Raw genomic sequence first — 23,874 nt, 5'->3', positions numbered from 1 at the left:
TCTACATAATTATCCGGTACACTTCTATTTACATTCGCGAGTGCAATGAAATGGAGGGATACACCGGTGAAGAAAACCATATGTAAAGCTGCTTTGACTATATTGCTGGGTGCGGCGCTGGCAGGCTGTTCTACGGCGAATAACTCACGTTCCGCGTCAACGGACACTCCATCACAATCAGCTGTTTCTATACCCTGGATCGCTACCAAGAATACAACCAGAATCAATACCTCAGATCCGATCCAAGCGGCAGTGCTCGTATCTCAATCCCTCTGGACGGCGGAAACGAAGAACAATCGGCCTTCCAGTGTAGTCCTTACCGATGTCAGCAGCTGGCAGATTGCCGCGGTAAGCACGGACTTGATCCATCATCCAAGCAATGGTCCGGTGCTATTCATCACCAAAGAGGGTATTCCGGAAGCGACGCTGACGGAACTCAAAAGACTTAAGCCTATGGGAGCGGAGAGTAACGATGGTGTTCAAGTGGTTCTTGTCGGAACAGTAGCAGACGGTGTAGAAGATCAACTAAAGGTCCTGGATTTGAAGGTGGATAAAATAGAGGGGGAAGAACCGGATGAAGTTGCTAAATCGATCGATGCCTATTATGAAAAAGTGTCCGGAGCGCTGCCGCAAAGCGTCATAGTCGGCTCCGTGGACAGTCCTGAATATACACTGCCCGCAGTCAACTGGATCGCTCATATGCCCGAGCCCTTACTCTATGTGAGTAAACGAAAAATTCCGGAAGCTACTGCAGAAGCCCTCAAAGCCCGCGGAGGTAAAGCGGCTATCTACATTCTTGGCCCAACGTCCGCAATTTCGGCAGATGTTGAGGCACAACTTCAGGAATACGGAACGGTAAAGCGGATTTCCGGCGATAATCCTTACACGAACGCTATTGCTTTTGCGAAGTTCAAGGATGAGGCTAACGGCTTCGGCTGGGGCATCACAACGCCCGGACATAACTTATCTTTGCTGACGGCGGATTCGACCATGCTGGCGATTGCAGCCGCGCCGTTGTCACACTTAGGCAAACATGCACCGTTAGTTTTCACAAAAAAAGATGGTATGCCGGATTCGTTAATGAATTATACAATGGAGCTTCAACCGAAATTCAAGGATTCTCCTGCGGAAGGTCCGTATAATCATGCCTGGCTGACCGGTGATACCGACACCCTTTCCAGCGGTACGCAAAGTGAAATCGACGATATGCTGGAGATCTCTTCTGCCTCCGGGGGAGACCCTCACTCCGGGCATTAACTTAGGTTAGAACAATAAACCCGTAATATGATAAGCTCATAGAGTGAAATACAGCCCTAAATAGAGGAGGACAATCTATGAGCAGCTTGAAAACAGGCAATGTCTACTCCGGATTTAAAGTCATACTTGAGGAATATATCCGGGAAATCGAATCCTCCGTATTTACAATGGAGCATCAGCAAAGCGGCGCAAGGCTGCTTTTCGTGCAGAATCAGGATGATAATAAGGTGTTCAGCGTCAGCTTTCGGACTCCGCCCGTGGACAGCACGGGAGTCTTTCATATTTTAGAGCATTCCGTATTATGCGGTTCGGCTAAATATCCGGTCAAGGAACCGTTTGTTGAGCTGTTAAAGGGCTCGATGAAGTCATTTCTGAATGCATTTACATTTGCCGATAAGACCATGTATCCGGTGGCAAGCCGGAATGACAAGGATTTCTCCAACTTGATGGAGGTCTATCTGGACAGCGTGTTTAAGCCGAATATTTATAAGCAGCAGGAGATTTTTGAGCAAGAGGGCTGGCATTACGAGCTACAGCGTACGGAGGATGAGCTGATCTATAAGGGCGTTGTATACAACGAAATGAAAGGCTCTTATTCCTCACCGGTTACGGTACTGCTGGACCGGATCAAAAAGTCGCTGTATCCGGACACCCTATACCGTCATTCCTCCGGCGGAGATCCTCAGGATATCCCTGCATTGACCTACGAGCAGTTCCTTGCGGCGCACAGCAACTATTACCATCCGTCCAACAGCTATTTTTATCTCTATGGGGATGTGAACATCGAAGAGAGGCTGGAGTTCATCCATCAGGAATACCTCAGCCAGTACACCCGGAATGACTTCGATACCGCCATACCTATGCAGCAGCCGATGGGAATGACGGAATTTAGGGCGGATTATTCCATTCTGGAATCAGAAACAGCTGAGGATAAGACCTATCTGAGCATGAACTATGTGATTGGAACCTCTTTGGACCGGGAGCTGAATCTGGCCTTTGCTATTCTGAAAAACATATTGATGGACAGCAACGCTGCTCCGCTGAAACAAGCACTGCTGGAAAGCGGTCTGGGCAAAGACGCGTTTGCCTTCTATTCCGACAGTATGGTCCAGCCGCTGCTGGGTATTACATTGACTCACTCCAATCCCTCATCCAAGGCTGCTTTTCTGGACCTGATCAGAACGACATTAAGCCGCCTTGCAGCGGATGGACTGGATGAGAAGCTGGTTCTCGCCGCAGTCAACAGCAAGGAATTTGAACTGCGTGAAGCGGACTTTGACCGCTATCCGAAAGGGCTGACCTATAATATTGAGGTTATGAAGTCCTGGCTGTACGAAGGTTCACCGTCTGCCCATCTGGAATATGAAACAGTGTTTGCTGCCATCCGGGAAAAATGTGCGGACCGTTATTTTGAACAGCTGATCGAAACGTATCTGCTGAACAGTCAACATTGCAGTGTAGTCATACTTCAACCGTCGAATACCATCGCAACCGAAAAAGAAGCATGTAACCGTAAGCAGCTTGCTGAATATAAATCGTCTTTGACCCCTGAACAGCTCGGTCAGCTTGTTGAGAACACACAGAACCTGTTGGCCCGGCAGAGCCGTCCGGACGCACCAGAGGATCTGCAAAAACTTCCGAGGCTGTCCCTTCAGGACATTACCCGCTGCGCACCACCTCAAGTACCTACTCATGAATACACGCTTAAAGGCATAAAACTGATTCATCATGAGATACCTACGAACAGAATCGCCTATATCAAGTTGTATTGGGATACCAGAGTTGTTACCGTGGAGCAGATTTCTTATCTGACACTGTTGTCTAAGGTATTTGGCCAATTGGAGACTGACGCTTACAGTATTGAAGAGCTCACCAGTGAAATTGGGATCAAAACCGGAGGTATTCATTTTCAAAATGAGGTTTTTGGTGCTGCTCAAGATTCTGATGTCAAATATCAGCCTAAATTCAGTGCACGCATAAAAGTGATGAAGGGCAACATTGGCGATTCTCTGCAGCTGCTCCATGAGCTGCTCTATGCCAGCAATCTGGATAACTTGACCAAGCTGCAGGAAATCGTCCGCCGGGAAGCCTCAAAGATGGAATCCATTCTGAACCAGAAAGGCAATGAAATCGCAGCCAGCCGTTTGCTTTCCTACTTCTCAGATAGAGGTGCTTATCAGGAACAGCTCGGAGGGGTAGCTTATCACCAGTTTATCCGGGATCTTGCCCATACGATTGACCAGCAGAGTGAACGGCTCTCTGACACGCTCAAAGAGATCTGCGCAGTCTTGTTCAACAAGCAGAATCTGATCTTGTCTGTGACAGGGGCTTCGGATATCTATGAGGAGTTCGCTGCGAATTTGGAACAGCTGGATCTACAGGACCGGCAGGTGGAGCTGCAACCTGTGCTGAAGGCACAAGACCAGGCCAGTAACGAAGGCTTCATGTCTTCAAGCCAGGTGCAGTATGTAGTTAAGGGATATGATTTCAACAAGCTCGGATTTACGTATTCCGGCAAGATGCAGGTTCTCAAAAAAATCCTCAGTCTGACCTACCTGTGGAATGCCGTCCGGGTAAAAGGCGGAGCTTATGGTGGGAGTCTGATTCTACAAAAAGAGGGTATTCTCTTGTTCACTTCCTATCGCGATCCGAATTTGCAGGGGACACTGGAGATCTACGATCAGGCGTACCGGTTTGCCGAAAGCTTTGTAGCAGATGAGGATGAAATGACCAAATCGATTATCGGCACCCTGGCTATGTTTGACCAGCCGCTCAGTCTAAGTGCTCAGAGACGGCAGGCGGACCGGCATTATTTTGAACACATTACTGGAGAAGAGCTGCAGCAGGAGCGGGATGAAATCTTGTCTACTACACCCGGAGATATCAGAGAATATGCCGGGCTGCTAAAAGCTGTGGCGGAGAAGAACTACCTCAGTGTGGTTGGTAATGAAACCAGAATGAAAGCGGCACAAGCCTTATTTGGAAGCCTGGAGGAATTAGTGAGGTAACGTATGAAAACACAAATTCTGATTATAGACGACGAATGGAATATGCGGAATTTGCTGCGTATCTATTTACAAAAAGAAGGCTTTGCTACTCAGGAAGCGGCGACAGGGCACGAAGCGCTCCGTATGGTCGAACAGCACACCTTTGATCTGCTGCTCCTGGATGTTATGATGCCTGACATGGATGGCTGGCAGGTCTGCCGTGCTGTGCGAGAGCATACGCAGCTTCCCATTCTGATGCTTACCGCACGCTCTGAAACTAAGGACAAAGTGCATGGACTGGGAATTGGTGCGGATGACTATCTGACCAAACCTTTTGAGCCGGAAGAATTATTGGCACGAATCCATTCCTTGCTGCGGCGTTCATCGCTGACCCGGGCGGTCGAACCTCAGGAAGAGCAGTTGAATTATCCGGGCCTGCGAATCTCTCCAGAAGCACGAGAGGTCTGGATTGAAGGCCAGAGTGTTGATTTTACCTTGAAGGAGTTCGATCTTCTGACAATGCTTGCACGAAGCGGCCAGCGGGTATTTACCAGGGATGAACTGGTGGAACGTCTCTGGGGCAATGATTTTGGCGGAGAGATACGCGTGATCGACACACATATCAAGAATATCCGCGAGAAGCTGCAAAAGGCAGGACTGCCCTACAACCCGGTTCAAACGGTATGGGGACTGGGGTATAAATTCCAAATTCCCGGCACTGTCGAATGAAAAACAACATCATCGGTTTTAAACTGGGAGTTGTGATCATGTCAGTGTTTGTGATTGTTTTGCTGTTTCTGGGGATAGTCATCGACCGGATGTTCAGCAGCTTTTATTATAAAGAAATGCAGACTGAAACGAATGAACTGGCTTCGCATTTCACTGTGATGGCTGAATCCAAGGATACGACAAGCGAACAAATGATGCGTACCTTTGCTGAATTTTCCAATGTGAGTATTTTTAACATTTCACGGGACCGGAGCGTCAGTTTTCACTCAGGCTTGCATAATTCGGCTGACCGGTCATTTATTCATGCTGCAGATTTGGAACAGATTTTTTCCGGCAACGGTGTGAGCTTTCTCTATAAAGATCCCGGTGGAAACCGCTATTTCGTGACAGGACAACCCATTAAGGCAGGCCAGACCATCAGTTCAGCGCTTTATGTCATGTCCTCTACAGCAAGTATGGAGCAATCCATAGATTCGGTGCGGGTTATCCTGCTGCTCTCGGGAATGGGGGCTTTGGTGCTGGCGCTGGGAATCACCTGGATTATTGCCCGGGTGCTGTCGCGTCCGTTGGTGCAGATGCAAAAAGCTACCCGCAAAATTGCGGCAGGAGAGCTTGAGACCCGGCTGACGATCAGCAGCAATGATGAGATCGGGTTTCTAGCGGCTGCAATCAACGATCTGGCCATCGACTTGCAGCGCTATCGAGACACCCGGCAGGAGTTTCTGGCAAATATCTCGCATGAGCTGCGGACACCGATCACCTATTTACAGGGCTATGCCAAGGTAGTGAAGGGTGAATTATACGAGACGGATGAAGAAAAAAATCTGTATCTTGATATCATTGACCAAGAGGCCCACCGTATCCAGCACCTGGTGGATGATTTATTTGAGCTCGCCAAGATGGAGGAAGGCAAAATTCCGCTACACCTGGAAGATGTGGACTTGAAGCCGATTGTGGAGCATGCGGCCCGCAAGCTGGAATTAACGGCCAAAGAAAAAGGCCTCAGTATTACAGTTTCTTATAGCGGTCAAGCTGTTGAAGTTCGCGGGGACCGCAAACGGATGGAGCAGATTGTCATGAATCTGCTGGAAAATGCCGTGCGCTACACCGACGAGGGCGAGATTAACGTCCAGCTGAATTCTACACCCGACGCCATACTTTTCATCGTAGAAGATACCGGGATTGGGATTCCTGAAGACGAGCTTCCGTATATCTTTGACCGCTTTTACCGGGTAGAGAAATCCCGCTCACGACAGTATGGAGGTACGGGCCTTGGCCTTTCTATCGTGAAGAAGCTGATCCAGCTCTTGGGCGGTTCGATCCGCATCACCAGTACATATGGTGTGGGCACCCGCTGCGAGGTCAGGTTTCCAAAACGTAGTTGAGAACAGTATCAATCTTGACTGTGAACTAAAACTAAATAAACTCAATTGGATCTAATTGAATTCGACCGAATCGAACTTGATTGAATGGAGTCGAACTTGATTGAATGGAGTCGAACTTGATTGAATGGAGTCGAATCTATTCTGAATGTTATAAGTTTCGCATAAACTTTTGGTTTTCAGCATAATAAAGCCTGCACTTGGTTCGGATTTTCCTCTGTATATTCACGAGTGTTGCGGACCGCATCTTTTATCCTTTATTGGTCGGATCAGGCGATTCTTTAGATCATACGGACACAGATGACGTTACGTAGCCTGTTCCTCTTCAATTCAGGAGGGAATGCACGAAATAACGCCTCCTGAGTCCGTATATGCTAAAGAAACAAGTGTATTCGCAAAATAACGCCTTCTCTGTCCGTAAAACTCTGCATTCTTAGACGATAACGAGTTACCAGATCACATTATGTTCAGCCTAAATGCTTTTAAGGTCCCCATACATTCTATGTATTTTATAATTTCATAAGCAATAAAAAAAGAACGCGCAACCACACGCGTTCTTTTCCATTTTCCTATCCCTATGGATGGAAAATAAATAAAAACTTTGAGAAAGGTGGAGAGTAACGGAGGGGATTTTGGAACTGTAGGAGCGGCAGCGTCCGCCTGAAAGCTTTCCGAAGGAAAGCTCGCATCGGAAGCATATACTGTCTGCGGATTTCAACCGCTTATTGCGGTTCAATCATAGAAATCTGCAGACAACAGCGGCCGAAAGTCCAAACATTCCCGCAGTTACGGCTATATACCTTTTCGCTCGTTCTATTTAATTTTCACATCCAACCCAATCTCAATGACTCATCCCAGCCATCCCGCTCATTATCTCAGGATTCACCATCCCGAAGATCATCGCGATATGCGCTACCACAAGAAAGCCGCTGATCAAGATGAAATGTAGTCTCAGCTTATTTTCCTCACTTTGCTTACGGGCAATAAGTCCAAGGTCCAGCAGGGCAAGGGGCAACAGGAAGATGACCCCGCTTAAGTAAAAGCTTACCGCCACTACGTCAACCCAGGTATGCCATTCCCCGTTTGCGGTAATCGGAACAAAAGCGGTAGGGAATAAATACAGAAACACTCCTGTAAAATACAGCCCGGCAAGTATGCTGCATGCCCGGTTAAACGCCCTAAGCGGCCCGTTGAGATTTTTGGTGAACAGAATAATAAATTCGGTCACTGTGATTGTCTCAGCAAAGATGACCGGAATCGCCATAAAAAGAATCAAATTCCATGGCTGATTGTCCGTTAGCAGGGACATGTAATGCGTCATGTTCATGTTAGTTCCTCCATTAGATTAAATAACTGCCATGATCATGTTAGTAAATAAGTGTGTGGAAAGTATGGAGAATCGAAGGTATGATAGTTAAAGCTGTAGAATCACGCAAGTAGCAATTGATCGTGAAGGGAGCACTGCGTAAGTAATGGAGAGACTGCAGAGTATTTTATTTGATCTGGACGGCACCTTAACCGACCCCAAAGAAGGGATCACCAAAAGCGTAGAATACGCGCTGGGCAAATTCGGAATTACCGTGGAGCATCCGGACCTGCTATTGCCCTACATCGGACCGCCCTTATACGATTCTTTCATAGAAATCCAGGGCTTCAGCGCTGAGAAAGCGGCCCAAGCCGTTGAATACTACCGCGAACGGTACCGCACACTGGGAATGTTCGAGAACGCGGTAATACCCGGTATCCCGGAATTGCTTGAGGAGCTGCAGAGTAAAGGCTTCAATCTATACGTAGCTACTTCAAAACCAACGGTATTTGCGGAAGAGATTATCCGTCATTATGGCCTGGACTCCTATTTCAGACATGTAGCTGGAAGCAATCTGGACGGTACCCGCTCCAAGAAGAAAGAAGTTATTCAGTATGTGCTGGACGAGAATCACATTCCTCCGGAAACAGCGCTGATGATTGGAGACCGCGAGCATGATATTATCGGTGCCAAAGCCTGCGGGGTAGCCTCTATCGGAGTCATGATCGGCTATGGCTCGGAAGCGGAGCTTCAAAGTGCCGGTGCGGATCATATTGCATACAATGTGAAAGATATTGGTAATATTATCTCACGTATTCACGATAATTTAATTGACGTGAAATAATGCTGTGATCATACTTTTTCATCCGCAGGTTCAATGACTGGTGAAAAGTCTTTTTATTTGAGTGGTTGACATTTCATAAATGACATGAGTATTATGTAACCAGCAACACCATATCCAAGGCAATGACCAAAGACATGATATCCTTCGCGGACTGGCCAGAGAAAGAAGTGAACGGTGAGAGCTTCTTACAGAGACCGGCAGGATGTTACCCCTTTGCAGCCGTGGCACTGAACCTTCCCTGCTGTTAGGGACGCTGTAAATGCCACCGTTTTATCCCCGATAACGGATACCAATGAGGATCTAGTATATTATTCTTCCGCCGAACAGCCGGGGGTCGAACGTTGCAGATCAAATTAGGGTGGAACCACGAGCCAGAACGCACTCGTCCCTTTCCGGGAGAGATGCGTTTTTTTGCGTTCTATAACACCAATAAAATCGAAGAAATGGAGGCCACAATCATGGAGATCAATGTAACGCTGCCGGATGGAACAATTAGGAGGTACGCACGCAGCACCACGATTGCGCAAATAGCGGAATCGATCAGCCCTAGCCTGAAGAAGCAAGCAGTAGCAGGCAAAATCGACGGTAGACCCGTTGACTTACATCAACCGGTTGAATACGACTGTCTCGTTGAAATCGTGATGCCGGAAAGCTCAGATGGACTGTCTATCCTGCGGCATAGCACAGCACATCTCATGGCTCAGGCCATCCAACGAATATATGGCCCATCGAAGATTAAGCTGGGCATTGGTCCGGTTATCGAGGACGGCTTCTACTACGACATCGACATAGCTCAACCGATATCCATAGATGAATTCGCTGCAATTGAGCAGGAGATGCAGAAGATCATCCGGGATAATCTGCCGATTGTCCGGCGGGTCGTCAGCCGCAGTGAAGCAATCGAGTTCTTTGAAGCAAAGGGTGAACCGTTCAAGGTAGAACTGATTCACGATTTGCCGGAGGACGCAGAGATCAGCCTGTATGAGCAAGGGGAGTTCACAGATTTATGCCGGGGACCTCATCTGGTTTCTACAGGCCAGATCAAAGCCTTTAAGCTGCTGAGTGTAGCCGGAGCCTATTGGCGCAGTAATTCCGATAATCCAATGCTGCAACGGATCTATGGAACGGCTTTTTACAAGAAAGCGCAGCTGGAAGAGCATCTGCACATGCTGGAGGAAGCGAAGAAACGTGATCACCGCAAGCTGGGTAAGGAGCTGGGACTCTTCATGTTCTCCGAAGAAGCGCCTGGTATGCCTTTCTATTTGCCCAAAGGAATGATTCTCCGCACTGAGCTGGAGAACTTCTCTCGGGCATTGCAGCGTGAACGGGGATATGACGAGGTCCGCACACCCTTGATGATGAACAACCGGATGTGGGAGCAGTCAGGCCACTGGGACCACTACAAGGATAACATGTACTTTACTCAGGTGGATGAAACGAAATATGCGCTGAAGCCTATGAACTGTCCAGGGCATATGCTGATGTTCAAAAACAGTTTGCATTCCTACCGGGAACTACCGATGCGTATCGCGGAGTTTGGCCAGGTGCACCGTCATGAATTTTCAGGAGCGCTGAACGGGATGATGCGGGTCCGGACCTTTTGCCAGGATGACGCCCATTTGTTCGTGCTTCCTAAGCAGATCGAAGAAGAAATCGGTGGTGTACTGGAGCTGATCGACTACATCTACAAGGTATTTGGCTTCGAATACAAGGTAGAGCTGTCTACACGGCCGGAAGACTATATGGGTTCGGAAGCGTTATGGGATCAGGCGGAAGCGTCGCTCCAAAGGGTACTGGATGCGCGTGGAATAGACTATCGGATAAATGCGGGGGACGGTGCGTTTTACGGACCAAAGATTGACTTTCATATTCAGGATGCACTGAAGAGAAGCTGGCAATGCGGGACCATTCAACTGGATTTCCAGATGCCGGAGAAGTTCGATCTGACTTATGTCGGTGAAGACGGCGAGAAACACCGCCCGGTCGTCATCCACCGAGCCATCTATGGCTCCATTGACCGGTTCATGGGGATTCTTACGGAGCATTTCAGCGGTGCTTTTCCACTGTGGCTGTCTCCGGTGCAAGTGAAGCTGCTGCCAGTATCCGAACACTATGCCGATTATGCCTTTCAGGTAAAAAAAGAACTGCTGGCTGCCGGAATCCGCGTCGAACTGGATCTGCGGAATGAGAAGTTGGGTTACAAAATCCGTGAAGCCCAGCTGGAGAAAGTACCGTACATGCTTGTGCTTGGTGAGCAAGAGCAGAGCTCCGCTATGGTAGCTGTAAGAAAACGTGAGGGCGGCGATGCCGGAGTCATGACCCTATCTGAGCTTGTCCGGCGAATTGCAAGTGAGATTGAGGGTAGAGGATAGGTTTTCTTCATTAATATGCCTGCAAAAATAACGGCCTTATGCAGCTCCGTTTTACACAAACGGGGCTGTTTTTTTATATGAATGAGGCAGACAGAGATAATATATGTAATATATAATCATATGAGGGTTCCCTTCTGCGGGGATTGGCTGGCATAATATGTCTATAGGAGGCATCTTCGTGATTTCCAACAATATCAAAGAACTTATCGGCACTAGTATTAGAATGGTTCCTATGGAAGCCGAGCATAAGGCCGAACTGGTTGCTATTCTGATCAATCCGCAAATTTGGGAGTATACCTGGCGCAAAATTACCTCTGCCGCACAAGCGGAAGGATTAATAGATACGGCTCTTGCCAATCAGGCGAAGGGGACGGAGCTCCCTTTTGTCATGATCGAACAATCCACAGGCAGGATCGCCGGTACATCGCGAATTATGCACATCGATCACAATCACCGCAACGCGGAAATTGGCTGTACCTGGATTTCACCGGAGTTCTGGCGGACAGCTGTTAATACGGAAGCCAAGTCACTGCTGCTACAGTATTGTTTTGAATCCTTGGGTTTCATCCGGGTCAATTTTACTATCGTAGGGGATAACCTTAGATCTCAACAGGCGATCGAACGTATTGGTGCGGTGAGGGAGGGCGTTTTGCGCAAACACCGGATCACTGCGGAAGGCTCTATTTTGGATACCGTACTGTACAGTATCATTGACGACGAGTGGCCTGCGGTGCAAGCAAATCTGCATTACTTGCTTCATGTGAAGTATGCAGAACATTAATTATGGTAAATAATAAGATGAACAAGTTTGAGAATATAGCAATCAAAAAGAAATGTAGTACATACCTTTTTGCTATAATAAAGGTTGTAAGTAATGTATATATCTCAGCCATCAAGGAGGTTATGTGTTGGAAACAGGTAAGCCGGTAACAATAACAGTGGAAACAATCGTTCATTCTCCCGTTGAAAGTGTGTGGACCTATTGGACAGAGCCGAAGCATATCACGCAGTGGAATACCGCTTCCGAAGACTGGCATACGCCACATGCCGAGAATGATCTGAAGGTCGGGGGTAAATTCCTCTCCAGAATGGAAGCCAAGGACGGAAGTTTTGGGTTTGATTTTACCGGAGTATACGACAATGTGAGCATTAACGAGGTCATCTCCTATACGATTGCTGACGGCAGAAAAGTGGAAGTCAAATTTTCCCGCCAAGATAACGACACGAAAATCATCACCGTGTTCGATGCGGAAACGATCAATGCCGTCGAGATGCAGCAAGCCGGGTGGCAGGCAATTCTCGATAATTTCAAAAAATATGTGGAAACATCTCCAGAAGAATAGAATATTCCATTCTTAGAAGCGCATGCCGGTGTTGGCATGCGCTTTGCTGTGTCTATATTAGTAATAACCTGATACTTATCAGGTTTATTTATAATGCATTTATATTTTTGCAAATAGCCAGAATTCTATATCATTGGTATAATAGAAACATATATTCCCTAGTAGCATATAGCCCATATTCCACCCTTCTTGGGGCAGATATGGGTTTATGTTATTTTATGAGGTTTCCTAGAAAGTCTTAAATTACGAAGTGATGGCGAGGTTAGAGTGAAGCATGAACTGGAGTGATTTTGGAGAACGGAACAAACGTCTCAATCCCTTATGGACCTTGGGGGCGGGTATGAATCTCGGCGAGCTGCAGCCTTATAAGGAAATGGTTGCATTGAGCGTATTGCTGCAGGTCTATTATCTGGAACTGGAATCCAGTGAGCTTAGAGCCAGGGAGGATATCGTGGAGCTGGCCTGGAGTTCACTCGAGCGGTTCAATATAACCAAACTCGGTACTGCCGAATCTGTGGAACGGCTGGTGGATGGTCTGCTATGGAGCGGGAGCGGCGGAGATTTCGAAGCCTTTTATTATGATGATCTGTCCCGGCAGATGGCGGTGCAGAAATACAAGTACTTTACTGTCGATGAAGACGCTACCCGCACCAGCTGGGAAGAGAGCGGCAAAACCGTATACCGGCTGTCCGAATATGCCATGGAGCTGATCTTCATGAGCCATGAGATTATAGAAGAATTTCAGATCAGCATCAAGCTGCTGGAAATTCAGATGCACATCAAGCATGGACGGGTGACGCGCGCGATGCAGGATGTGGGTGAACTGATCTCGCGGGTACGGAAGATGACTCAGCAGCAGCAGGAATACCGCAATGCGCTGCGCCGCAATCCGAAGCACATATTCAGTGAATACGGGGTGATGCGGCATCAGCGGCTGGAGGAGATCCACCTGCAGTTTGATGAAGAGCGCAAGCATTTTGATAATATCCACCGCTCACTGGCACGTCTGGCCAATGATGAGAAGGATGTTATCGACTTCAATGAGCTCCGTCAGCTTTCGGAAAGAGTGGAGCTGTCGAGACGGGTGCATGATGAACTAGCCGAGGTGGTCCTGAGCATCTTTGAGGCTGAGACGAATCTCCGGCTGAATTTCCCAGAGCTCTTCTGGGGAGCGGGCGGCTTTAATTTCCGTACGAATGTCTGGGAGGAATGGGTCAAAGCCGATGGCTTGCCGGATGCGGACAGCCTGGAGCTGCTGGTTAGCGGACTGTTTGCCCCTAATCAGGATTTTATCTATCCGCTGGCCTGGGCATGGGAAGAACAGGAGGTCGGGTTCCTGCCTGAAGACGCATTGGACGAGCCGGATGAAGCTGGTGAAGAAGAGAGCATCTCCTATACGCCTAGATCTATACCATGGCCGGAGGTTGCTGAGCTGTGGCGTCCTGTTTTTATAGGACTGGCAGATCACGGCAGCTTTACTTTCTCAGCAGAAGCTTTCACAGAGGAGCAACAGCACAAATGGTCGCTTACACCGGATGCAATCGATCTGTGGGTGCAGTTCTTCCATACTGAAATTACAGTCCAGGAGCAGGACCCGGATAATAAGCAGGGCGGAGCAGCAGATGAATGCCAGACCTTAATCCAGCGGCTGCTGGGGGCAAACCCTGATTTGGAGGTGCTGCGCGGTAAGGTGCTGCGTACAACGATTCAGGGCAATAATAGCGCAAGTATCTCCTGGCCGGGCCTGGAAATGAGTCCGTATACCATTACTATAATCGAGAGGTGAGATGATACAACATGAGCTATTCACTCGAACAATTGCAGCAGGCCTCACGGCTGTTTTTTGACCTGCTTCGCCGCAAGGTGATCTCGCTGGATGATCCCGCAGCCGCCGAGTGCCTTCAGGATACTGGAGCCTATGATGCGCTGCAGTACATGGCCAAAGAAGGAGGCTGCCGGATTATGAATTCCGGACACCGCCTGCATCTGCTGGTCAATCCGCTCGGCTCGGGTTTTGCCAGCAACTTCACCCAACTCCGGAACAAATATTCACGGATTGAGCGTAAAACCCATTTACATATCATCAACATCATCATTCTGGTGTTCCTGGCCGAGATGGATCAGGATGAGCACCACTTCAAGCCGGGGCAGGACAGTATGTCCTATATTCAAATCTCCGACCAGGTATCCTCGCTGTTTCAGGCGTGGGTGGAAATGGATGCTGACGGGGGCTTCAGCAAGCAATGGCGCCTGGACATTCAGGCGATGCATAAGGTTTGGACAAGCCTATACATGCAGACCAAAAGCCAGGAGGAAGGCGATTCCCTGACCCGGGGGGCAGGTTCCCGGATCGGCCTGATTCATGAGGGGATGAAGCTGCTGGAGGAAGAGCATCTGGTATTCATATCGGAGAATGAGAAGCGGATCTTCCCGCGGGAAGAATTATATGAAAGAATGCGTTACCTGTACCATGATGTTGACCGTTATAAGGAACTGAAGGCACTTACCCTACGCACCTTGACGGAGAAGGAGGGGGAGGCCCATGCCGCGTATTGAACGGATCCGGATTGCCGGACTCAAATATGAGAAGATGCTCAAAAAGTATGACGATATGGTTCTGGACCTAAGTAATGATGAGGGTCCGGCGAACACGCTGATTACCCTGATGAATGGCGGCGGCAAAGGAGTGCTGCTGCAGTCGATTTTTCAGTTGCTAATTCCGAAAGCGGCCTGGGGTAAGGACAACGAGAACCAGGTAGAAGCATTTTTCCATAATCACAAAAAACAGCTCAAGCCCTACACCTTCCACGTGGCTATTGAGTGGCGGCTGGACAACAGTGATCGTAACGAATATATGACTACAGGCATTGCGATGACGGCCCACAGCTCTGCGGATCAATTGGAGATCAAGGTCGACTATCTGCTCTATGCGTTGCTGGATTATGAAGAGCATGCAGAACTTACGTTATCTACCTTGCCTCTATATGATGCCAATGCCGGAGGCCCTGTTAGCTTCGATAGTATACAGCAGTTCGTGCGCGACCGGCGGGGCGAAATTGCCTCCTTTGGAAGTCACAGCTCAGATCTGAAAAGGTACTATCATTTCCTGGCGGAACGGGATATCCATATCGGTGAATGGCGCAATATGCGGCGGATCAATGGTGAAGAGGGTGGTATTAAAGGGTATTTTCAGAAAAATGATGCCTTTACGAACCAGAACTTATTCGAAAAGCTCATCATTCCCGAAATCGGCACCAGCCTGAACGAAGGTCTGTCTGAACAGGAGGGCTCCCTTCAGAAGATGTTCATGGACGCGGCGATTATTGCGCAGAGACTGCCGATGCTGGAGCAGCGGGAGAAGGCGTTTGCCGAATTTACTACGTTAGCAGCACCGCTATATGAACTGGTGAAACAGGGGATGGAAGCGGACCGGAGCTACCGTGAAACGGAGCTGCTGGGACGGCAAATGTACACGGTCATACATGATGAATTGAAAGCAGCCGAGGAAGAGCGCCGCAAAAAAGCAGACGAGCTGGTGCTGCTGCACCAAGAGGCCCGTCAGCTGCGTTTTGAGGGAGATAACCTGAACTACCTGCGCAGCAGAGAGGAAGTTATCCGGAAACAGGAGGATTTCAAACAGGTTAGTGACAATCTGAACAGGGCCCGTCAACGGCTGGAAGATTCGAAGACCAAGGAAAAGGAGCTTGAAACCGCCCTTTATCTGGCCCGCCGGAAGCTTCAGCTTCGTCAAATGGAACAGTGGCAGAAGGAAATTGAAGCCATCGAAGGCTCCTTAGAAATGAAGGAGCGCCAAGAAGTGGTGCAGGCTTCGAAGGAGAGCCTACGCAAGCAGTGGGCGGATGTATTCAAGTTGTGGCAAGAGCAGATTTCCATGTTCAGCCGCCGCCAGCATTCATTGACTGCTGAAGAGGCGGGGGTTCGCAAAGAACGGGAAAGCTTTTTACTGGAGCTTGGAGGGTTGGACAGCCGGATTAATGAGCTGACCGCTTCTATCCGCCAATACACGGAAGCGCTGGGAGTGTTCGCTTCCCGCCATGGGCAGGAAGCCGCCCATTCACCGGCAGCGTCGCTTCAGCGGGCCATCGCTTACGCCAGAAGTTATGCTGACAATATCAGCGCGCTGAACGAACGGCACAAGGCTGCGGATGAAGACCGCTTCAATTTGCATAAAAAGCAGACTCAGCTTAGCGAGAAGCTTCTCAGTCATGAACAGCAGGAGAGCGAGCTTCAGTCGCAGCTGGATGTACAGCTGAACAAAGAGTCTCAGCTTTGGTCTCAGCTCGTGGTGCTGCTGGAGTTGTATGAGGAGCATAATGTGCTGGGCGCTACAGGCTTGTTCGAAGCGAAGGCCGCCGTACAGGAACGTTTCATCCGCAGACTGGATGAAGCTGAGGTGCAGACCAAAAGGCTCAGAAGAGAGTATTATCATCAGCTGCTGGATGTTGAGCTTCAGCATGAAGCGTACTGGCTGCCGAATAGTGATCTGCTGACGGTCAAGGACAGGCTAGATTCGCTGAAAATCAGCTCGATGCTGGGCAGTGCCTTCCTGAACGATCAGCCTTACCTGATCCGGGAGGAAGAGCTGGAGCGTCATCCTTTACTGGCTTACGGCCTCATCATTAGTGAACGCGAGGCTGCCAAGCTGCAGCCGGACATACTGAAGGATCTGCTGCTAAAATCAGCGGTGCCAATCTTCATCCGCGAACAGATGGCGCAGCCTGCGGCGCAGCCCTTCCTCGTGCTGGACGGGCAAGGTCCGCAAATGGTGCTGCAGCCGGACCGTTTTCTGGAATGGAAGCAGGGGATTTCTGCCAGACTGAAAGAACAGGAAGCTGAGCTGCAGGATGCTGAAGGTTATCTGTCCAAGCTGAAATCCGCAAGGCAGGAATATGAACGGTTATTCCAAGGTGAACATTCGGTTAGTCTGAAGGGCAAGCTGAATGCACTTGAGGGTTTGCAAAACGAGGTGCGCACAGCTATAAGCGCACTGAATACAGAAATCAGTGGAAACGAAGAAACAATAGCGATGATCGTGAGAGAAGCCGCCGAATGCGAAGCTGGCAAGGCCGAGCAGGAGGACAGAGCGGCAGCACTGCGCGAATGGAACGAACGGACCAAGAAGCAGGAACAGGATTATAAGGACAAGCAGAAGGCGCTCGAGCGCAAAGTGGATCTGAATAAAGAGATCACAGGCAAGGAACACCAGCTCGCACAGCTTAAGGCAGAATTGGACAGCATCGCCCTTGAGCGGGAAAAATGGCTTGGAGATACCCGATATTCATTATTCCCGAGACTTCAAACCTGGTTCCCTGAGCTGGCCTTCCCGGACGGGCTTGAGGTTTCAGTTCGTGGGATTCAAGAAGAACTTTCGGAATTCCTGCCTGATGCTACCGTTCAGAACAAGCTGCTGGAGACACTCAGCACTCTAGAGAGTCTCCAGCAATCCCTAAGCCGCAATGAGCTGGAGATCCGTACGAGATCGGCACAGATTAAATCAGCCGCCGGGCAGCTGGCTGAGCTTGAGACGGCGGTCCAGCAAATAGACCCTGACTGGCGCAAGGTACCGGAGCCCGTTGACACTCCAGACTCGATTATGTCGGCCAAAGCGCGTCAGAAGAGCGACACCGAGATTCTGGACGAAGACTATCAGCATCTCCGTGATTCCTTCGTCCGCTGTCAGACCGAGCTGGATAACCTTCAGAAGCAGCTGGCCAAATTGGAGAGGTCGATTAAGGAGAAGCATGAAAGGTCGGCTGAGCAGTGGCATGATCCGCTGGACCTCAAGGAAGAAGAGATTAGAGAACGGTCCCGGGAGAATGAATATACGCTGAATAGCTGTAAGCTAAAGCTGACTTCCCTGGATCAGTGGCTTCAGACGCTTGGAAGCCAGAGTAAAATCATGGAAACTCATGTGGAAGGGCGGCTGCAAATGCGGGACATTCCTGAGGAGGTCCAGCATCTGGTAAAAGAGGAATGCGAACATACGGTGAGTGAATGGCTTCTGCGCAGCAGGGAGAGCCGCAGTGAACGGAGCGAAATTTCGCGGAGAGTTAAGGAAGAGAAGAACGCACTCAGCGGCAAGCTTGCCAAGAGCGGCTGGAATGCGGAGCTAGAGGTTAAGATCCAGGAACGCCTGAACACTGTTCACTGGGAGGATTTCTCCATTGCGCTTCAGGTGCTGGACTCCATGCTCCAGAGCTCCCAGGACCAGATTGAGAGCATCCGCAGTGATAAGGAAGGCATGGAGCTCTCCCGCAAGATGTGGGTCGGACGAGCTGCCAAGCGGGTTGTGCAGATCGTCGACATTCTGAAGCGGATGGAACGCCGGATGATTATCCACAATGAGAATGGTCATGCCTTCCCGTTGGTGCGTTTGAACTATAAGAACATTAATGTTCCAAAAACCACAGAAGATATCGAACCGCTGGTCAGCGACTACTTCAACAACTGCATCAGCAGCCTGCTGGAGAAATTCCCGAAGATGGAGCAGGTTCCGGCAGCAGCGCTCAAGGATCTGATCAGTGACGGTAAGATTGTCTATGCCTCAATGCAGAACCGCTTCCCGGTCTTGCAGGTTTACAAGCCGGTAACAGAGAACTATTTCTTATATGCAGCTCCTGAGGAGTACCACTACTCCGATTGGGAAGTCATCAACCGTGGTGCGCTGGATGAAGCGGTCGGCAGCGGCGGACAACGCCAGTCGGTCCAGCTGCTGGTGGCGATGATGATCATGACCCATAAACGGGTCAACCGCGAGAACAAAGGCTGGACGGTTTTTTTATATGACAATCCCTTTGGTGAAATGGTCTCCAACAACGTACTCGATCCGGTATTTGAAATCTCCAAGGCACTTAGGTTCCAGTGGCTGATCGTTACGCCGCCGGAGCTGGTGAAGAATGATGTCAGTATCCGGTTCGGTGTGTACTGGCAGCTGTATTTTGGCGGTGAAAAGGGAGAAATGCTGGAATCCACGCTTATAAAAGGCGGACGCAAGCTGATTCCGGCAACATTGTTCTAATTAACGGGGCATTCAAGGGGGCGGTGTTGGACGGAATCGCCAAATCTGAAAAAAGACGACATTTCATTCCGAAACAAATGAATGAATGTCGTCTTTTTTGGCATTTTTATCTAGACATTAGTTAGATATGCTTTGCCCTCTTTACGGTTTTTTGAATATTCAGCGGTTGCTGTGAAAAGTACGTCAGAGGATGAATTAAGTGCTGTTTCAAATGAATCCTGTAATACGCCGATGATGAATCCTACACCAACGACTTGAATCGCAATATCATTAGGAATTCCGAATATGCTGCACGCTAGAGGGATGAGCAAGAGCGACCCGCCAGCAACACCTGAAGCACCTGCAGCAGATACAGCAGATAGAACACTTAGAACAAGTGCCGTACCAAAATCTACTTCAATGCCAAGGGTATGAACCGTTGCGAGAGTTAAGACAGAAATCGTAACCGCTGCACCCGCCATATTAATCGTAGCCCCTAGTGGAATGGATACCGAATACGTATCTTTGTCCAAATCGAGTTTTTCACATAATCTCATATTGATTGGAATGTTAGCAGCAGAACTTCGGGTGAAGAATGCGGTAATTCCACTTTCCTTCAGGCAACTAATGACAAGCGGATACGGATTTCTGCGAATATTCAGGTATACGATCAAGGGGTTCACAACAAGCGCCATAAATAACATACATCCCACCAGAACGAGAAGTAATTTCCCGTAATCAAGCATGGAAGAAAGCCCGTTTGATGTGATGGAATCAAAAACAAGTCCCATAATTCCCAATGGTGCCAGATTGATTACCCATTTGACGATTTGTGATACGGCATCTGAAAAATTGGTTAGCATATTTTTTGTAGTTTCATGGGCATTCTTCAAAGCAAATCCAAGCAGGATAGCCCAAGCCAGGATACCGATGTAATTAGCATTCAGCAGCGCGTGAACCGGGTTGTCGACCACCTGGAACAACAAAGACTTTAGGACTTCTACAATCCCATCAGGTGGAGTCAGATCAGTAGCTCCCTTTACAAGTGACAAAGTTACCGGAAATATAAAACTAGCAATGACTGCAATCAGACCTGCCAGAAAAGTACTTAAACCATAGAGGACAAGGATGGATTTCATATTCGTTTGATGGCCTTTTTTATGCTGCGAGATGGCAGATATCACCAGGAGTAAGACCAATACAGGCGCAACCGCTTTTAGTGATAATACAAATAATGAACCGAAAATGTTGATCCCTGTTGCATTTGGAACGGACAACGCCAAGATTACCCCCACTATAATCCCCACAAGGATCCGATTTACAAGGCTTAGTTGATTCCACTTGAGTAGTAATGTTTTCATGTATTCCCTCCGGGTTTATTATGGAAAATATTACTAAGCCCAGCCAAAAGACTGTTGTGCGGCAAGTAAACATTTTCGTTAGTTTATCACGGAAGTTGCCGGTTGTGTGCGATTGGAAGGATTTGTGCGTGAAAACATACTTTATCGTGGTAATACATTAAAAGAATATCTTTTTAGCGTGGAATAAAGCGGGTACCAGCATCCATTAGGCGGATGGAATCAGCTAACAATATAGATAAGCTAAATCGATCCGCTCTCATTGGGATCGCTAATCATTTTAACCCCAATTAACGAGCCCACCTCATTGTAAACTTCGATTTCATAAGGTAGTGAAACCAAAGCAGGCAGATGCGCATACCAGATCCGGTGTCCCTGTTCATCGCTGGAAATTACGGAAGGATATTCTACTGCGTTTCACCTGTAGTTTTGACTATGACACGCTTCACCGACGGATTTAGAACATCCCCGAATACGAGGGGGAAGGGGGATTCAATATGTTTTACTTCAGGTATATTCAAATAATTTAGTACGGCCTTATCCTGCAGAGTGCCCCCAGTTCCGTATCCACCGCCCCACACCCATTTCCAGCCGAGCCATGTTTTACGCACATATTCAACCTCAAGATCGCTACCATCCTTCTGATAGGACCGTTTCAAAAAGAGGAGCATGCCGCCTTTGACGGGCTCACGATAAATCAATTGGGCTGCTGAAGTATGCCGAAACTGTTGAACCGCTGCTTCCGGTGACTTTTCAAGTGGAATACGCAGAGTCTCTTGCAAGCCTAGGGCTTGAGACATCCGCCAATCGGAGTAGCTTCCGGGAATATCTTTTATAACTAAAAATGCGATATATAAAATGGCAAACACTTCAATAATTCTTGAACCAATCCATAGAATTCGCTTATCTTCTTTTAGCTTTGTCATTACTCTCACCAGCTTCATAGGGGATAGTTGAACAAACTGAAACCTTTAATCTATCATTATCGTCTATGATGGGGTATATGAGCTAATGCCCATTTACATTATCAGACAGTACCAGGGAGGAAATCAAGAAGTGAATTCTTCATCATTACCACAGCGCAACACCGTCCGCAAGAAGAAGCCCGTTCGTAAACCCAAGAAAAAAAGCTTTTTTCGCACACTCTCCAAAGTTTTTCTGTTTTTCGTATTTCTGCTGTTAGCCGCTGGCGGATGGCTCTATTTTGCACCCTCTGCACAGAACACCCGCTACTTAATAGCAGATACGCTAATAACCACACAGCACCGCTATCTGGCGAAATATATTATTGGCGAGGATGAGCTGAAGGAACGTGTCACTGAATACAATCTGCGGTTTCAGCATATGGGGGATGAGAAGGATACCCACGTGATCAAGAAACCCACCGCAGAAGAACAAGACAAGCCCCTGGTCGAAATCGAGAAGGTTTCCGGCAGCGGTTATACCGGTTTTGTTATGACGGTTAATGATCCAACCAAGGTTCGCTTGGGCGTACCGGACAAGACTGGTTCGGGCGAAAAAGTGACCAGCATGGTGGCACGTACAGGAGCCATTGCCGGTGTGAACGGCGGGGGATTCGCAGACCCCAACTGGAAGGGAAATGGCTTCAAACCGATTGGACTGGTTATTTCACAAGGCAAGCTTTTCTATAATGGACTCGGGGGTAAGAATTCCACACAGATCGTTGGCCTTGATAAGCAGGGTAAAATGATTGCCGGAAATTACACTCTCAATGAGCTTAGCAAGATGGGCGTGCAGGAGGCCGTGTCTTTTCAACCGCGGATCATAGTCAATGGCAAAGGCCTGATCAAGAATGCTGCCGAGGGCTGGGGAATCGCTCCCAGAACCGCGATGGGTCAGCGTGCCGACGGTGCGCTGCTGTTCGTAGTCATAGACGGCAGACAACCCGGGTACAGCATTGGTGCGAACCTGTATGATGTGCAGCAGATTATGCTGAAGCATGGAGCGGTTATCGCTGCCAACCTTGACGGTGGATCATCCACTGTTCTGGTGAAGGACAATGAGATTGTCAACAAGCCTTCCTCCCAGTATGGCGAGCGTTATCTGCCTACTGCATTCCTGGTGTTTGAGCATCCTGAGCAGGCGGATATCAAGAACATCTGGGAAGGCCTGGACCCGTCCAAGATTGATGCAGGTAAAAAGCGCAGCCAATAAGAAACCGCAAACCCTTCTTGTATCCGGCATGGATGGAACCGTAAATCTATGCTACTATAAGCAGAAACCCAGGTGCCGTTCCTTCCGAGGGACGGCATCTGTTGTAGCCGGGTAATGAAGTATTAGCAATATAGTCCTTGTAAAAGGAGGAACAGGTTTGACTTTGCAGCAGCTCCGCTATGCTATTGAGATTGCGAACAGCGGCTCAATGAATGAAGCGGCCAAAAGGCTTTTTGTCTCCCAGCCAAGCCTCTCCAACGCCATCAAGGAGCTGGAGAACGAGCTGGGAATTACGATCTTCGAACGGAACAACCGGGGCATCAGCATTTCAGCCGAGGGTGTAGAGTTTCTCGGTTATGCCCGGCAGATTATTGAACAGACTGAATTCATGGAGAACCGTTATACCGGCAAGAAACGCAGCCCGATCTATTTTTCCTTGTCCACTCAGCATTATCCTTTTGTTGTGGATGCTTTTGTAAAGCTGATGAAAGAGAGTAAAGTGCCGGAATATAACTTCAGTCTGAGAGAGACGCAGACCTATGAGATTATTGAGGATGTGCGGACCCTCCGCAGTGATCTGGGTATTCTCTATATCAATGAGAGTAACTATAAGGTGATGAATAAGCTGTTCAGTGACGGGAATCTGAAGTTTACCCCGCTGTTCAACACGAATCCGCATGTGTATGTGAGGGCAGGGCATATTCTCGCCGGCAAGGAAATGATCAAGCTGGCTGATATTCTTCCCTATCCGTACATTACCTTTGAGCAGGGGGAGAACAACTCGCTGCATTTTTCGGAGGAGATGCTCAGCTTCACGCAGATTGAGAAGAATATCCAAGTAACGGACCGGGCGACGCTGACCCATCTTTTGCTGGGTAGTGATTCCTACACGGTAGGAACGGGAATTATGGATACTGAACGGTATGGCGATGGGCTGGTAACGATTCCTTTTGACAGTCCTGAGGTATTCACCGTCGGCTGGATCGCCCATAAGGACCGCAAGCCAGGTGAGATGATGTCCGCCTATATCGATATTCTGAATGACCAGGTATCCAGGAATGTTTTCGACCTTAAATCTTTCTTACTCTAACCGCAGGAGGGAC

16 protein-coding genes are annotated in these 23,874 nt (G+C 48.6%); 13 read left to right on the top strand and 3 right to left on the bottom strand.

Annotated elements, in window-relative coordinates; translation table 11 throughout:
- The first annotated feature begins 66 nt into the window (after positions 1-66).
- The 4 genes from A3848_RS02880 to A3848_RS02865 all read left to right on the top strand — a co-directional run bounded on the left by A3848_RS02880 (position 67) and on the right by A3848_RS02865 (position 6,358).
- A complete protein-coding gene (locus tag A3848_RS02880; RefSeq protein ID WP_074083451.1) occupies positions 67-1,257 on the top strand; it encodes a cell wall-binding repeat-containing protein in 1,191 nt (396 codons plus the stop codon).
- Between the two features lie 77 nt (positions 1,258-1,334).
- Complete coding sequence (locus A3848_RS02875; protein ID WP_074083450.1) at positions 1,335-4,265, top strand: insulinase family protein; 2,931 nt, start codon at positions 1,335-1,337, stop codon at positions 4,263-4,265.
- Between the two features lie 3 nt (positions 4,266-4,268).
- Positions 4,269-4,973, top strand: a complete 705-nt coding sequence (locus A3848_RS02870) for a response regulator transcription factor (protein WP_074083449.1) — start codon at positions 4,269-4,271, stop codon at positions 4,971-4,973.
- A gap of 38 nt (positions 4,974-5,011) precedes the next feature.
- Positions 5,012-6,358 (top strand): sensor histidine kinase, encoded by a 1,347-nt coding sequence (locus A3848_RS02865; protein WP_256702124.1) that lies wholly within the window; start codon positions 5,012-5,014, stop codon positions 6,356-6,358.
- Positions 6,359-7,196: 838 nt separating this feature from the next.
- Here A3848_RS02865 and A3848_RS02860 read toward each other — a convergent pair.
- A complete protein-coding gene (locus A3848_RS02860; protein WP_074083447.1) occupies positions 7,197-7,682 on the bottom strand; it encodes a DUF6803 family protein in 486 nt (161 codons plus the stop codon).
- A 145-nt stretch (positions 7,683-7,827) separates the two neighbouring features.
- On the opposite strand from A3848_RS02860, the gene A3848_RS02855 reads away from it, so the two are divergent.
- The 7 genes from A3848_RS02855 (at position 7,828) to A3848_RS02825 (ending at position 19,259) form a co-directional block, all read left to right on the top strand.
- Positions 7,828-8,505, top strand: a complete 678-nt coding sequence (locus A3848_RS02855; protein WP_074083446.1) for an HAD family hydrolase — start codon at positions 7,828-7,830, stop codon at positions 8,503-8,505.
- 458 nt (positions 8,506-8,963) lie between these two features.
- Positions 8,964-10,877 carry a threonine--tRNA ligase gene (gene thrS, locus A3848_RS02850; protein ID WP_074083659.1) on the top strand — a complete coding sequence of 638 codons (1,914 nt, stop codon included), beginning with the start codon at positions 8,964-8,966 and terminating at the stop codon, positions 10,875-10,877.
- Positions 10,878-11,055: 178 nt separating this feature from the next.
- Positions 11,056-11,658 (top strand): GNAT family N-acetyltransferase, encoded by a 603-nt coding sequence (locus tag A3848_RS02845; protein ID WP_256701501.1) that lies wholly within the window; start codon positions 11,056-11,058, stop codon positions 11,656-11,658.
- Positions 11,659-11,785: 127 nt separating this feature from the next.
- Positions 11,786-12,220: an SRPBCC family protein gene (locus tag A3848_RS02840; RefSeq protein WP_074083445.1), complete on the top strand. Its 435-nt coding sequence runs from the start codon at positions 11,786-11,788 to the stop codon at positions 12,218-12,220.
- Positions 12,221-12,494: 274 nt separating this feature from the next.
- Complete coding sequence (locus A3848_RS02835; protein ID WP_143192327.1) at positions 12,495-14,006, top strand: hypothetical protein; 1,512 nt, start codon at positions 12,495-12,497, stop codon at positions 14,004-14,006.
- A gap of 11 nt (positions 14,007-14,017) precedes the next feature.
- Positions 14,018-14,776: a DUF6063 family protein gene (locus tag A3848_RS02830; protein WP_074083443.1), complete on the top strand. Its 759-nt coding sequence runs from the start codon at positions 14,018-14,020 to the stop codon at positions 14,774-14,776.
- Positions 14,763-19,259: a coiled-coil domain-containing protein gene (locus A3848_RS02825; RefSeq protein ID WP_074083442.1), complete on the top strand. Its 4,497-nt coding sequence runs from the start codon at positions 14,763-14,765 to the stop codon at positions 19,257-19,259. The genes A3848_RS02830 and A3848_RS02825 overlap by 14 nt, the downstream gene beginning before the upstream one ends.
- 110 nt (positions 19,260-19,369) lie before the next feature.
- Here A3848_RS02825 and sstT read toward each other — a convergent pair whose 3' ends face one another.
- Positions 19,370-20,599 carry a serine/threonine transporter SstT gene (gene sstT / locus A3848_RS02820; RefSeq protein ID WP_074083441.1) on the bottom strand — a complete coding sequence of 410 codons (1,230 nt, stop codon included), beginning with the start codon at positions 20,597-20,599 and terminating at the stop codon, positions 19,370-19,372.
- A 404-nt stretch (positions 20,600-21,003) separates the two neighbouring features.
- Positions 21,004-21,522, bottom strand: coding sequence for a hypothetical protein (locus A3848_RS02815; protein WP_074083440.1), 519 nt, complete (start codon positions 21,520-21,522; stop codon positions 21,004-21,006).
- A gap of 85 nt (positions 21,523-21,607) precedes the next feature.
- Here A3848_RS02815 and A3848_RS02810 point away from each other — a divergent pair, with 85 nt between their 5' ends.
- Positions 21,608-22,771: a phosphodiester glycosidase family protein gene (locus A3848_RS02810; RefSeq protein ID WP_074083439.1), complete on the top strand. Its 1,164-nt coding sequence runs from the start codon at positions 21,608-21,610 to the stop codon at positions 22,769-22,771.
- Between the two features lie 157 nt (positions 22,772-22,928).
- A complete protein-coding gene (locus A3848_RS02805; protein WP_074083438.1) occupies positions 22,929-23,861 on the top strand; it encodes a LysR family transcriptional regulator in 933 nt (310 codons plus the stop codon).
- Positions 23,862-23,874: the final 13 nt, after the last annotated feature.

This window comes from Paenibacillus sp. P32E (assembly GCF_001909085.1).
Classification (GTDB): domain Bacteria; phylum Bacillota; class Bacilli; order Paenibacillales; family Paenibacillaceae; genus Paenibacillus_AQ; species Paenibacillus_AQ helianthi.
Note: the sequence above shows the minus strand (reverse complement) of the source record. Positions and strands in the feature narration are given on the sequence as shown.